Consider the following 15,163-nt stretch of genomic DNA (forward strand, 5'->3'; position numbering starts at 1 on the left):
ATACATGGAACAACATTTCATCAAACATATAAAAAATAAAATAGACGTTAACGCATCAACTCCATTGTATCTCCAGCTCAAAAACATCCTTGAAGAATTGATTAAAAACAAAACATTTAAACATGGCAGTGTGCTGCCATCTGAAAGAAAGTTATCAGAAATACTAGGACTATCTCGCGTTACAATTGTCAAAGCATTAGCTGAATTAACAGAGTTAAATCTTGTAATAAAAAAGCATGGCAAAGGGACAGTTATAAATTTACCAATAGACTATAACCTTTCAGGGGGGGGATTTTCATCACAACTAAAACAGCAGGGTGTTGTTTCTAACCGCTGGTTAATCAGGGAGCTTATAGCAAATAAACATCCTCAAAAACTTGAAATCAATTGTGACCAGCGGATCGCAAAATTAAAACGAGTGCGCCTGGTTGATGGCATGCCTGTTTCAATTGAAACAACCTATATTCCTGAACAATTCTTGCCTCGGCCCGATCTATTGGAAGAATCTCTCTATGGATATTGGGAACAACAAGGCATTGATATAGACGTTCAAGAGTACACTCTCGCAATATATAGACCAACCATTGAAGAGGCTACCATGCTTAAGGTATCTCCTAACTTTCCTCTAATGAAAATAAAACTAAAGACATATAATAAATCTGGGGATGTTATCGAATGTGGCTCAATAATTTGTAATACTGATTACTATCATTTTAAATTCAACGTCAAAGTTGCACTGTAATTGTACAATTAAACATGCCGCACAAGGATAACTATTGGTGCAGTCAATAATTTAGTCGGCAGCATTAGTTGAATTCCCCGTTTGAAACACGGAATTACAAACATAAATAAAGGACTGTATTTCAAACGCGACCCTTTATTCTTTAAAATTCTGACATATTTTAGGTTATTATCGAGATTAGCATTCAGAAACCAGTGCATCGGATAAAGATTTAAGCAACACCGACAGTCCAATCGTAGCATTATCGCTTAAAGCCTCATTCGATGTCGTCGCGGCTAAATACGATAAAATATAAGCAACCTGCTCATTGCTATATTTAGGTACTGAGTTTTGTTTCGAAAGTGACGTTACACTATTCATATGCTTACCCTATTGATCTGATACATTATCTTTGAGTGGATACTCTTATTCATTATTACCGTTTCGTTTTTCTCAGTGAGTAAACTAGAACAGTCGTCTTCATTACCCACCTTCGATAATATCCTTATCTAACTGATTAAAAAGGTATTAATGGGAATATTGCGCACTACTCATTAATGCGTACTTAGTGCTAATGCGCAGAACTAAATTGCGCATTATGCTCTGCTTAACTCTGCGCACTATCAACCTATCTAGTTGATTTAGTTTGATTAACTTAAAGATTGCGCATTGACTTAATTGCGCACTTCAAATTGCGCACTTTTTCTATGATTGATGGCTAAATGCGCATTTTTCTCTTTGATATAAAAACACGTCGAGTAAGTATTATTCCCTTAACTGTTAACTCCTCTATCCCTGCCTCTATCATTACTTTTCTGCTGCCTTTCCCTGCTTATTCAATGGTTGCTGGTATATAGGCTTACGTTATTGGTTATCGTTGGTTGACAGATAATCAAATAAACGAATTCAGCTAGCACTTTCCTTATATAACTTATCTGAAAGTAACCTTACCGCCTCATTGGATTCGATATGCATTCTGCTCAAACAATTATCTAACCACGGTTTCAGTTCACTATCCCACAGTTTATTACTAACCCGTCCTAAACCAATATGGCGTAAGTGCTGGCGAATATTATCGATGCTTGGGGAAAATTGACCATGGCCACCACATGAGGAACATTTACCACTCTGCATTAAACCAGTACCGCTACACCGAGGGCATGTTACCGATTTAAGGGACTGACTTTGCGCGTATTCATCTATACGGCGGCGTTCATTAATCACTAATACTTCAAGTTCATTAATAACGGACAGTAAACGCTCTTCTGCTGCTTGCATGCCACAAATATCAACATCACGCTGTAATTGCTTAATCTTTATCTGCCAGCCTTTAATTAACCGGTTACTACGCTTAGCCTGGTCGCTGTGATTTCGCCATAATGCAGCAAGTTGTCGCTTTTGACTGGCTACGGGCTTATCGCAAAATACATCTAAAGCAATACAGCTTAGTGCCAAGGCTAAATCTTTACGTTGGAATGACTCATCATTCAGCCAGGTCGGCATCACGTTAATAATTCGGTCAACTGCAGGTGCATCATGAACATACTTGGCCAGCAATAAATCCATACCTAACGGCTGCTTATGCTGAACTTGAGCAAACACCGCTAAAATAACATCTCCTGTTAAATTTGAACGACCGCGTGAGCCAATTGTAACGCTACGCACAGCATGCATTCGTGTTAACAACTCAATAGCTCTGCTCATAAAGCCCCATGTATTCAGTCAACTCATTATCTGAATAACATGTTAAGACATAAACCTAGTATCAACGAGACAATTAAAGTGTTTTTCAATTCAAATAGTGATTAGATTGATAATAAATATTAAAAGTAAAAACAATGGGATGAATATCTGGCAGGATATTTATATAAGACTGTTTTCTATAGCTATACCACGGAAGGAAAAATCAAATAAATAGCAACTTAACTTCTTAAGAATATCATTAAAATTCCTCGCCTATTCAAGGCGAGGATGTCAATAGTATCAACTATATTATCATTCGAAGCTTTTTAAATTCTCGTGATACTGTCGATACGTAGTTAATACTGATTCTGACGGAGGACCCGTAATTTTGCTCACAGCAATGACAGTGATAGTTGCGAAAATAACGCCAGGAATAATTTCATATAAATCAAAAATCCCCCCCGTTATTTGCTTCCATACTACGACAGTGACAGCACCCACAATGATACCGGCTAAAGCACCATAGCGATTCATTGATTTCCAATATAAGCTTAGCAATAACACTGGACCAAAAGCCGCACCAAATCCAGCCCATGCATAAGAAACCAACCCTAATACTGAACTCTCTGGATTTAACGCTAATATCAACGCAATCACTGACAACACAACTACAGCAATACGCCCAACCATCACAATTTCTTGACTAGATGCTTGTGGTCGAAAGACTTGCTTATAAAAGTCTTCTGCTAATGCTGAAGATGACACTAATAATTGTGAATCAGCAGTACTCATTATGGCTGCGAGAATAGCCGCTAATAAAAAGCCCGCCATCACAGGATGAAAAATAGCATTAACGAGTAACATGAAAATTTTCTCACTGTCGGGTAAATGACCTCCTTGCCCATCAACATATAAAATTCCAGTTAACCCAACAAGCACAGCACCAGCCATTGACAATGCAGTCCAAATCACAGCAATACGACGTGCTGTACTAATATCTTTATTAGAACGTGTTGCTTTAAATCGCGCTAAAATGTGTGGCTGACCAAAGTATCCTAGACCCCATCCAACTAATGATAGAATCGCAATCCATGATAATGGCTCACCTTTAACATCACTCCATAGGGTCAATAACTCAGGGTTTTTGTCATATAACATATCAGTTAAACTGCCCTGATTTAAACTCATTGCCACAATTGGAACAATCAATAACGCAGCTGACATCAGCAGACCTTGAACTAAATCAGTCCATGACACCGCTAAAAAACCACCAAACAATGTATAAGAGACGACACAAACAGTACCAATAATGACTGCAACGGTATAATCAAGTCCAAAGACTGTCTCAAATAATTTTCCGCCTGCAACTAAACCAGCACTGGTATAAAAAAGGAAAAATAGAAGAATGAAAAAAGCAGAAATTGTTTGAATAAGTTTAGATTTATCATCAAATCGCCGAGATAAAAACTCAGGTAAGGTCAATGAATTATCAGTAGTAATACTATAAGTACGTAACCGTTTGGCACAGATTAACCAATTGAGCCAAGTCCCCAACAATAGCCCTCCAGCCAACCATAACGATTCAACCCCAGCAAGATAAGCATAGCCAGGTAATCCTAGCAACAACCACCCACTCATATCTGAAGCTCCTGCCGATAATGCAGCAGGCCACGGACCCAAAGTGCGTCCACCAAGAAAGTAGTCGCTTGAACTTGCTGTCCGTTTATAAGCCATATATCCAATTGCCAGCATAACAGCTAAGTAAACTATAAACGTTGCAGCTATGACTGTATTATTTTCTATCATTATTATACTTCCTGTTTGAATGACCTCTATTCATGTAAAGGCCTATTATGGCTATTTCATATACACCCTTTATACTGTTTCTCCGTTCCCCAATTCCAACAAAGTAGCATTACCGCCAACAGCTGTGATATTAATCGTACGTGTTCGCTCTGTAACAAACCGTAAACAATAGCGCTGACTGCCGATAATAGGCAGTACAGTCCCATCAACTTCAGAAATAAGCTGAGCTAATACCCCCTCTCTCTGAGCTAACTGACGCGCCAGTTTTTGGGCACCGTTAATATCACCACAATAAGCAACACCTGCAGTTTGTGGGTGGTTAACTAATCCATAGAGGTAATTTATGTTCACCACGGTGATCACTCCAGCTATACAACCTAATTGTTCCAGCTGAATTTTTATCTGCTCAGCATATTGAATATCAGGAATACAAAGTAATATTGAATTACCACATACCAATGCTGCAGCTAATTGACCCACAATTGCTTCTTCGACAACACCTTCCTGTGCAGTAATAATAAAAACACCTCGCCCACAACAATAGAGTTCATTGGTTTCACCTGTAGGTCCTAGCATTAACTTAAAACTGGCAGCATATTCCAACGCATTAAGACATTGGAATTTCACCATCGCAGCGATATTCATTGGCAGTTGCTGTGTCCAATGCTGTAAAACATCAGCCCGTTCTTCAAAACCAAGATTATTCCAACTAATCATTGCTATATCGCTATTATCAATTAATTCCTGCAAATTTTGCTGCATGATCGGCTCCTTATTTTTCACTTATTGGCTGTACATAATCTTGAGTAAATCGATACAAATAATGAGGACCACCCGCTTTTGGACCTGTTCCAGATAACCCTTGACCACCAAAAGGCTGCACGCCAACAGATGCCCCAATCTGATCTCGGTTGATATAGCTATTACCCACTCGAGCATGGTTATCAATATCAAGATAGGTCCGCTCATTACGGCTATGAATTGCCATAGTTAACCCGAATCCTGTATTGTTTATTTGATCAATAATTTGATATAACTCATTGGCTTTAAATCGCACCACATGCAAAATAGGCCCAAAATGCTCTTGCTGTAATATATTGATATTGCTAATTTCAATGGCTGTTGGTGGAACAAAATCACCGAATTGACACTCAGGACCCAATGGTGTTTGTGCAATCACCTTGGATTGATTTTTTAACGTTTCAATGTGAAGAAGTAGCTTCTTACGCGCTAGTGCATCGATTACAGGTCCGACATCGGTGCTATGACGATCTGGACGCCCAACACTCAATTCAGCCATTGCGCCTTTAATTAACCCAATCACCCGATCAGCAACATCTGCTTGAACAAAAAGCACCCTTAATGCTGAGCAACGTTGACCTGCTGATGTAAACGCTGATCTAATCACATCTCGCACCACTTGTTCTGGTAATGCAGTACTATCAACAATCATTGTATTTTGTCCCCCTGTTTCAGCAATAAAAGGGACAGGGGCGCACTCCCTTGCGGCTAGAGTACGATTAATCGTTTGTGCTGTTGACGTTGAACCTGTAAATACCACCCCAGCAATGCGTTCATCAGACAATAACTGGTGACCAATATCCACACCTCGTCCAGGTAACAGCTGAATAACGCCTAAAGGGATACCCGTTTCTTGTAATAATTCAATCGCACGATAAGCAATTAATGATGTTTGCTCCGCCGGTTTTGCAACGACAGTATTACCCGATACTAATGCCGCAGCGATTTGACCAATAAAAATAGCTAATGGAAAATTCCATGGACTAATACAAACAAACACCCCACGGCCTTGGTAATGTAATTGCTGATCGATACCACTGTAACTAGTGATCCGTTGGGGGGACTCAAAATTAAGGAGCGCTTGCTGAGCGTAATAACGACAAAAATCCACCGCCTCACGAATTTCATCAATCGAATCTTGGATGGTTTTTCCTGCTTCTCGATGACATAACGCCACCAGCTCGTGCTGGTTCTGCTCGAAACTATCAGCAAGTAATAATAAATAGCGACAACGAACTGAGACTGGACTTGTAGACCAATCAGCAAACGCATCTGAAGCATGTGATATTGCATGCTCCACTTGCTCTTTATTTGCAAAAGTGACTCTACCTACAACCTCACGCCGATCATAAGGTGCAGTCACAGTTCTTATTTCCGCTGAAATTTCATTTGCAGGAAGATTTTGAGGCAAAGGGGCTGCGTGCCATTGATAGTCTGTAAATACAGCGACTGCTGCATTAAAAGGTTGCCATTGTGATTCTATATCAATATTTATCGCGACCGAATTACGGCGCTCATCACCAAAGATTTCTGGAGGTAAGGGGATCAGATTATTATGTAATATTTGACGCTTTTTTAAGGCATAAACAGGATGCTCGATTAGATCTTCAATTGGACAGTCGGCATCAACTAGACGATGAACAAACGAACTATTAGCGCCATTTTCTAATAATCGGCGCACTAAATAAGGCAATAAATCTTTGTGGCTACCGACGGGCGCGTAAATGCGAACTCGCACATTGAACATTGCCATCACATGGTTATAGAGTGCATCCCCCATACCATGTAAACGCTGAAACTCAAAATTATGGTGTTGTGACATCGCAATAATAGCACTCACCGTGTGCGCATTATGAGTGGCAAACTGTGGATAGATAACACCATGGAGTGTCGGGGATAATAATAGACGCGCACAAGCTAAATACGAGGTATCAGTTGCCTCCTTGCGTGTAAACACAGGGTAACCACTGTAGCCTCCTTGCTGACTAATTTTAAGTTCACTATCCCAATATGCGCCTTTGACCAACCGCAATGGAATAACATCACCTTGTTGTTTAGCTAATGCTGCCACCCAAGCAAGTACAGGTAAAGCACGCTTCGAATAAGCTTGAACCACAAGGCCAAATCGTCCCCACCCCTGTATTTGTGGCGACTTATATAATTTTTCAAATAATTTTAAGGATAACTCTAATCGATCAGCCTCTTCAGCATCAATGGTGATACCAACATTATTTTTACGCGCACAGTCTAGTAATGACAGTAAAGAATCATACATTTCATTCAAAACACGTGCTTCATTAGCGATGTCATAACGTGGGTGTAATGCCGACAATTTGATTGAAACAGTAGGATCAGGTGAGGCATTATTCGCACCTTTCATGGTTAAATAGCTATCACGTCCTACCGCAACGATTGCAGTAATATAATCTTGGTAATACTTGCTAGCGTCATCAGCCGTCAAAGCCGCTTCACCAAGCATATCAAATGAATAACTAAACCCTTGATCACGTTTTGGTTTACCGTTTTTCATCGCTTCATCAATATTACGTCCCAACACAAATTGGTGACCCATAATTTTCATGGCTTGATGCATTGCTTGACGAATCACCGGCTCAGACATTTTATTAACCAACCGGTTAAGAATATGAGATGGAGAGCCATTGCGTGGCATATCAAATGAGACTACTTTCCCTGTCAACATTAGTCCCCATGTTGACGCATTAACAAATAATGAATCTGAATTTTTGAGGTGAGATTTCCAATCTGCAACACTCAACTTATCGCGGATCAAAGCATCAGCTGTCGCAGCATCAGGGATACGCATTAATGCCTCAGCCAAGCACATTAACAAAATGCCTTCTTTAGTATCTAAGCTATATTCCAATAACAGGGCGTCTATCATCTGAACTGCGTTTTTATCAGCACGTACGTGTGTAATTAATTTTGTCCCTTGCTTCTCCATATCAAAACACTCTTCTAGAGAAGGAGTAGCTAATGGCAATAATTGAGTTAACCACCATGATTCATCAACCGCATAATGCGGTGAAATCAGCGACCACAGCCGATCTAGTGGCTGCTCAATAAAAGAAGGCTGAAGAACATCAGTGGCATTGAACATAGTGAATCCCTCGACGTAATTAACGTTATAACTCAGAATTTGTGTTGTCGCTGCATTTTGCATGTGACATTACCTTTCAATCGCCTTTTCACATAACATCGAAATAACAATTTGTGAACAACATCAAAACATTCCGCTAAGATATATAAAATATTATTCAAAACAGACTAACTAATACAGACGTGTAAAATCACACAGGACGATTACAAATAATTAATTCCTATATACATATCTGATCTAGCAATCTCCCTCAATTTAAATAAAAGTACTTACCTCTAATATAAATTAAAAATATAAAAATCTTTTTTCAGCTCTATCGATAAAAATTAAAATATTTAATTTAAGAAAGGCAGTTATACAACTTATGACTAAAGTAAAAATAACCAATCATTAATTGATTTTTATACTTTTATATCAGTATAAAAATGAGTGAGCGATTATATATATGATAAAATCACCCACTCCTATACACTTTCCACTAGAAAGAATATTAAAATGTTTTTATATGTTATTAGGCACGAAAAATAAATAAACTAAGCTAGTGTTTTTATTTAGACCGATATTAAATAGTGCCTATTGGTTAGCTACTAATAACATCGAATATTCGGACCAAGCAGAACTACCATCTCGTCGACTAATAGAACCATCACCTACACCAAAAACAAAAAGTTCTTTCGACCAATGTGCTGGAGTTGATGACCATACAGTACTATCACCAGAATAAATATTTTTACCTATATTAGGAAATGCATATTCATTGACAGCTGGCTGGTAGCATGATGATTCATGAATACTTTGTAATTCTTTAATATTTGGTAAACGCCATTCTGTAATCCCACCAAATTGATATAAATAATGCTTCGTATTGTTATTAATATTTTTTACTGTTTGAAGAGCCGGTTGCCATGTTTGTAATAATGGTTCATTAATACAGCTAATACCATCCCATTTCATTCCTACTAAGCAGCGCATCCATGTTAGATCTGTTTTCAAATCTTTCACTGTACCGTTTTTACTTACTTCAAAACGACCATCAGGTGCAGTACGAGGTGCTTGAATACAAACTTGAGCGGTTACAGCCGCCTGGACATGGCTAGAACAGGCAGAAACAACCAATAATGCAGCAGTAAATATCTTATTCATTTTTATTATTCCTTATTCTGTAACCAAGCGAACCAAGAGTGCATTCTCGTAATAACAGCCATCTTCATCAATGGCTTTATCATTCTTACAAAGATCAATGCCATAAGTTAGATCTCCAATAGTGTCTCCTGCTTGATCAACGCTGGTATAAATAAGCGCTTCAGGATTATCTGTTGTAAAACGGGTTGTATTCCAATACCAACCAAGATCATCATTACCCCCATTTACATGTGGGAAAAAGTCCAAGTTCATACCCGTTAATAAATCTGCATCAGGTAATTTGCGTGATTCACTTAGATCCAATAAATCAAATTGTTCGTTAGCAGTAGGTAATCGCCAATCACTTTTACCACACAGATTGATTTTATTAATGTAATTAACATATTGTTCAGTATTACAAAAATCGCTGTTTCCATCAGTACTGCATGTCGCAGCAGCATGATCGTTTTTGTTAGGTGTATAAGTTGCCGTTTTCAGCTCATAACCTCTACCTTTATGACGTGGGCTAGTAACATCATCAACCTTCACTTCCCACATCAAACCAGTATTAAGGTCTTTTACACAATCCCAATTTTTAGCCGTTTGTATAAGCTCATTACCTTTATTGTCAATTTTGACTAAGTTGAACCCTGATTTCCCAGAACTATCAAGGCCATAATCAGCATCTTGTCCAGGAAATTCATCACTGGGTTGGTCTTGCATTTTGCCATTTACAAAATGCTGAGTTACGCCAGTATCATTAAAACCAAGGGCTTTAATGGTGTTGTTTTTTATTTTATTTTTTACAATCGAGATTGCATCGGTATCATTAGCAGAAAATGCTTTTACAAGATATTCAGATTCAGTACCAACTTTCAATAAACTTGATTTAAACTCTTCGTCTTTATCAAGTTCTTCCATATAGCGTACAAAGTTGTCATTAAAATGATTGAATTTTACCTTTTCAGCCTCATCAGATAATTCAATTGTAAAAATGTCATCAATATCACTGCTAATATGTGTATTAAGAGATTGTTTAATACTTTTCACTGCATCTGCAAACAATAGCGGATTACTAGCATCGTTCATTTTTGAAAAAACAAGAGATGAGACGGCTGAAACCGTAATTACCTTACTTTCTCCAAATTCTTTCGATGCTGGACTTACTAGTTTAAAATCATACTCATTAGATAACTTTGTTGAATTTATATTACGTCCGTAAACCACAATAGGTTTAGTTAATAACGAAGAGTTCTTGTTTTTTAATATAAAAGTACCATCCGTTGATTCTGAAACAATGTCTTTATCATCACATATAAAGTCACTGTTGAGATCGACACAGACCATTATGCTGTCACTGAAACCTTCAGCAAGTTTACCTGTTAATGTATATGTTAATTTAGAGCCTTCTAAATCAGAATCTGAAGATCCATTACAACCAGCTAGTGCAATACTGACAATTGCACCAACGATAGAAAGTTTAAAATTCATTATTTCACCTATTCTTAATGAGTGTTTCTCTTAATTTAATGACGACAAGCACCAACAATGACAACCAACCTAGGCTTCCTCCACCCGACCGGTTGCTATTATCTTTCGTTGTTTCTGGTTTGGTATAACCTGAGATATTCGCTATCCCCCAAGAAACCAGTTCGCCACTTTCACCTACAGCACGATCAGTTACTTTTAACGTCCAAGTACCTTCAAGTGATTCGCCTTTCAAACGATTAACTTCCTGATTAAATCGGGACATCAATTGTTGATTAAATTCATCTTGCTGAATGTTTTCATAAGCGAGCAACGTTATTTCACGATCGCCAATTGGGGGTGTTAACGTGACTTTTAAATCAGACATGCGCTTATGTTTAATATGTAGAGAAACAGAAAAATCATTATTTAGAACTGCAGTATCAGATAAGGTTAATAAATATGATTTAACTCCAATTTTATTTCCTCCGAGCCCTCCTTCTGTGGAGGTTGCATCGATCAAAGCAGAGTTTTCTACTTTTGGGATATGAGTTAGTTTGGGTGTACAAATGACAAATGGAATACTGTATTCATCTTGAGTTGGAACTTGCTGGTTATTAAAATCTGTAACCGTTTCAGCATTAAGAGTGAATGCTTCGCCACATTGCGTACTATCAGGAACTTTTACTGTGATCGTTGCTTGTTGTTTTTTCTGGCTAAAACTATTACCAAACGCACCAACATTAAAAGAGATCACATCATCAGATTGTTCAAAACTTCCGGTAAATTTATGAATACTTTTGCCTGAGATATTATAAATATCTAATGGAATAGTGGCTTTTTCATCTTTAACCATTAAAAACTGTGGCGCATAAAAAACGACCGTGTTGGTTAAAATATTATACGCTTTAAACTGCTTAACAAATAAATCACTATAATTGCTTTGAGGATATAGTCGCTCAGCTGCTTTCACGATACTTAAAGCAGCATCAGGCATTGTTACTCCGCCACCTAATGCTGCGATACCTTCCCAAATAATACGGTCGATATGTTCATGTACACGTTCACCGTGTTCGGCAATCGCCAACTTCAAGACTTGAAATAAAGGTGTGGACCATAACTGATCTGCATTTGTACCATTTCTTACTACATGCGCAGGATAAGATATACCAGGTACGTAACGCGCTTCAGTATCGTTTAAAATACGCGTACTTATTTTTGATGTATTTACCCCATCCCAACTAAATACTATCTCGGGTTGAAATGTTTTATTTGTACGGTAACGAGAAGAAGCAGCCCAATAATCTCCCAGCCCTTCACCGATCGCGCCGGTATCACCATCACGCCACCGCTTAACTAAAGAAAAGTTAATCATATGAGCTAATTCGTGCAAAATCACATCGGCATCTTCAGCATCTGCAGATACTCCATTACCAAACACAATCACATTTTGAGATGAATACGCGGTTGAATTGTCTTTATTACCAAAAAATGCATCGAATTGAACGGGCTCACTGAATATGTCAAAACCAAGTTGCTGTAAATACTGCACTGATTTATCAATATGATAAAACGCCATCGTATCTAAAAACTGAGTATTTTTATTTCCATAATCCTTGATATCTCGTTCTATCGTAAAATCACTTGCCGACGTTATAATTCCTTGTTGGCTGATATCTGACTCTAATACACCATCACCATCAATATCAAAAGCTCGTACATCAACGGCTCTGACTCGACTATTTTCTAAATACCGTATCCCTTCTACTTCTGTCACCTCAACACCAGAATAGAGTGAATAGGCTGCACTTGATATCACATCAGAATATTCCAATGTTGTATCTTCAAGTGCTGTTAATGGATCAGGGTCAAAAACATTAAATGTCGTAGTAACAATTGTCTTTGGACTACCGGCTGCAACAAAAGGAGCATAGGTTTGCTCTGGCGTATTAAGATCAATCGCTCGATTATCATCTTTAGCTGATTGGCACTCACTTTCGCTTAGAAGGTGCGTATAAATCTGTATCACTTCTTTTGTGTTTTTATCAACGGTAACAACTACCGAACTACTACATGCTATAGCGTTATTAAATCCTTGATAAAAACGATATTGCGTAGACACCAAACTCGTTGAAACGCTTTCATTGACTAAACCAGTTAACATATAGCGCTGTGCAAGAAATCGCTTCACTTCATCACTCGATGTTACATAAACAGAGTCTGACGGAAAGTCGATCGTACTTGCTAACGGAGCTGTACCGTACAAACCTACGATGGGGAACAATAGTGCTAAGATATGCTTTTTCATTACATTCCCCTTTAAAAATTATACTTAATGAGGACGTTAAAATTACGCCCCGCTTCAGCATTATATTTTGATATCGCATCTGACATGCCACCTACATCTTGGTAGCGTATATATTCACGATTAAAGAGGTTATTAAGATTGCTACTAATAAATAGATCAGTAATAGGCTCATAACTTAGCCCTAAATCTACAGTGCTCCAACCTGCCGTTGTCACACATTCACCATCTGAACATGTTGGTACTTTATTCATCTCTGCCGCAAAATTCCAACGCACAAACGCATCAAAATCTTGGCTATAATCAAGTGTTAAATTACCTTCCCACGGGGTTGATGTTTCAACGTATGCACCATTATCATCTTCTGTAGTCACCACACCCACACTGCCTGAAGCGGTTACAGTTTCACTTATTTCTGCGCTTGCGGTCATCTCGAAACCATATGATGTCACTTTATCGAGATTCACATATTGAATAGTAATACGTCCATTATCACTGTTCATACCCGTTTGTTTCGTACGAATAAAATTATCAAAATCACTGTAAAACACTGCAGCATTAACACTGTAGATGCCCATACGAGATTTCACGCCAATTTCAAAGTTATCGCTGGTTTCTGCTTTCAGATCATAATTGGGGACTATCTCGAATGGCGGTATGCCATCATGAGGAACATAACCATATACTTTGGCATAATTAGGCGAATTGAAGCCATGGTTGTAACTAAAGTACGCCTTCAATTCATCACTGAAGTTATAACCAATAGAAAATGACGGCGATATTTCACTTGATGTTGCATTACTAAGCGCTAAGTTATAACCATTGCTAGCTAGCTGATTTTTATCTTTCGGCGTTAACTGATGAAAATCATATCGAATGCCTACACCGATATCCCATGCATTCCACATAATGTCATCATGTACATACATGCCTATATTAAACGTATTAGCATCAGCAAAAGGATTAGTTTCAGAAATAGATGTAGAGCCATCACTAATAGAAGTTTTTACAAGTTTCCGTGAATGTTCTTTAAAAACAGTATCAACACCCCATACTATATTTTGATTATCAAGATGACGTTGGAATTCTGTTTTCAACCCCACTTTTTCTTCATCAAATAAACTATTATCAAGTGATAAATGTTTGTAATTTACATTTTGGACCAATTTAGTCTCATACTGTTTTTTATTATTGTTATTTTTTGTTAATTGGTAATAAGTCAGTACTTTAGCATCATCAAATAATGCAAAATCAGCACCATTATATAAATATGTCACTTGATATTTATTAGAAGAGGTAACTGTATTTTCATTAAAGTCACCAGGCTTATAATTATTATGATCATTTCGATTCATTGTATCTTCGTAATAAGAAAATTTAGTTTTAATTTCTTGATGATCACTAATATAAAAATTACTTATTAAAGAAATATCAAATCCATCGATATCTCGATCATATACTTCGCCAGTATAATTATTAGATTCATTTCCCATCCATTGGCTATAACGTATTAAATGTTCAGATGAACCTATACGCTGTGCAATATTCACGGTACCTTTTATTTTGTTACTTTCACCCACATAATTAGAGTCAACTTCAACAGCAGTATTTTTATGTGATGAAAGATAATCCGATGCATCTTTAGTCGTAATTACAATTAGGCCACCTAGGGATCCTGAACCATGCAGAGAAGAGCCGGCCCCTTTTATAACCTCGAGTTGTTTTGCTGCAGACAAATCAAAACTATTACGCCCCACTTTGTCATTTAAATCATCAGCACCATAACCATCACTCGTTTCAACACCATCTTCAATAATTTTAATGCGGTTACCACTCATACCACGGATCGTAATATTCTGAGGACGTCCAGCACCACCGCTAACACTGACACCAGGAATATTTTTCAAGCTATCATAAAGCTCAGTTGCACCTTCGCGTTCCAATTCCTCGGATGTAATAACCGTTACAGAACCATTCACTTCATAAGGCTCTTTTTCAATTTTTTGCGCTGAGACCATCACGACATTTGTTTGAAAAACTGATTCATTTTTTAATTGTGAAGATAACATGTCAGCCGCGTATACATTTCCACAGAGCGCAGAAATCACTACAGCGAGTACTGTCTTATTCATGGATAAAC

General features: G+C 37.8%; 10 protein-coding genes. 1 reads left to right on the forward strand and 9 read right to left on the reverse strand.

The features are described from left to right. Positions 1 to 4 precede the first annotated feature (4 nt). A complete protein-coding gene (locus PPBDW_RS16985) occupies positions 5 to 742 on the forward strand; it encodes a GntR family transcriptional regulator (protein WP_036790688.1) in 738 nt (245 codons plus the stop codon). A 177-nt stretch (positions 743 to 919) separates the two neighbouring features. On the opposite strand, the gene PPBDW_RS16990 is transcribed toward PPBDW_RS16985, so the two are convergent. The 9 genes from PPBDW_RS16990 to PPBDW_RS17030 form a co-directional block, all read right to left on the reverse strand. Then, on the reverse strand, positions 920 to 1,102 hold the full coding sequence (locus tag PPBDW_RS16990; protein WP_058118938.1) for a hypothetical protein: 183 nt from the start codon (positions 1,100 to 1,102) through the stop codon (positions 920 to 922). Between the two features lie 525 nt (positions 1,103 to 1,627). After that, the gene (locus PPBDW_RS16995; protein ID WP_054262149.1) at positions 1,628 to 2,425 is read right to left on the reverse strand and encodes a TIGR02642 family protein; all 798 of its coding nucleotides are present in this window, start codon (positions 2,423 to 2,425) and stop codon (positions 1,628 to 1,630) included. Positions 2,426 to 2,716: 291 nt separating this feature from the next. After that, a complete protein-coding gene (putP, locus tag PPBDW_RS17000; RefSeq protein WP_036790691.1) occupies positions 2,717 to 4,210 on the reverse strand; it encodes a sodium/proline symporter PutP in 1,494 nt (497 codons plus the stop codon). Between the two features lie 69 nt (positions 4,211 to 4,279). Next, on the reverse strand, positions 4,280 to 4,972 hold the full coding sequence (locus PPBDW_RS17005; RefSeq protein WP_036790694.1) for a hypothetical protein: 693 nt from the start codon (positions 4,970 to 4,972) through the stop codon (positions 4,280 to 4,282). Between the two features lie 10 nt (positions 4,973 to 4,982). After that, positions 4,983 to 8,129, reverse strand: coding sequence for a bifunctional proline dehydrogenase/L-glutamate gamma-semialdehyde dehydrogenase PutA (gene putA / locus PPBDW_RS17010; protein WP_036792813.1), 3,147 nt, complete (start codon positions 8,127 to 8,129; stop codon positions 4,983 to 4,985). Between the two features lie 573 nt (positions 8,130 to 8,702). Continuing rightward, entirely contained in the window at positions 8,703 to 9,272 is a 570-nt protein-coding gene (locus tag PPBDW_RS17015; RefSeq protein ID WP_036790697.1) for an Lcl C-terminal domain-containing protein, read from the reverse strand. Between the two features lie 12 nt (positions 9,273 to 9,284). Continuing rightward, on the reverse strand, positions 9,285 to 10,742 hold the full coding sequence (locus PPBDW_RS17020) for an Lcl C-terminal domain-containing protein (RefSeq protein WP_054262150.1): 1,458 nt from the start codon (positions 10,740 to 10,742) through the stop codon (positions 9,285 to 9,287). 4 nt (positions 10,743 to 10,746) lie between these two features. Continuing rightward, entirely contained in the window at positions 10,747 to 13,026 is a 2,280-nt protein-coding gene (locus PPBDW_RS17025; protein ID WP_036790700.1) for a proprotein convertase P-domain-containing protein, read from the reverse strand. An 11-nt stretch (positions 13,027 to 13,037) separates the two neighbouring features. Beyond that, positions 13,038 to 15,155: a TonB-dependent hemoglobin/transferrin/lactoferrin family receptor gene (locus tag PPBDW_RS17030; RefSeq protein ID WP_036790702.1), complete on the reverse strand. Its 2,118-nt coding sequence runs from the start codon at positions 15,153 to 15,155 to the stop codon at positions 13,038 to 13,040. Positions 15,156 to 15,163: the final 8 nt, after the last annotated feature.

The organism is Photobacterium kishitanii, from assembly GCF_000613045.3.
Lineage (GTDB): Bacteria > Pseudomonadota > Gammaproteobacteria > Enterobacterales > Vibrionaceae > Photobacterium > Photobacterium kishitanii.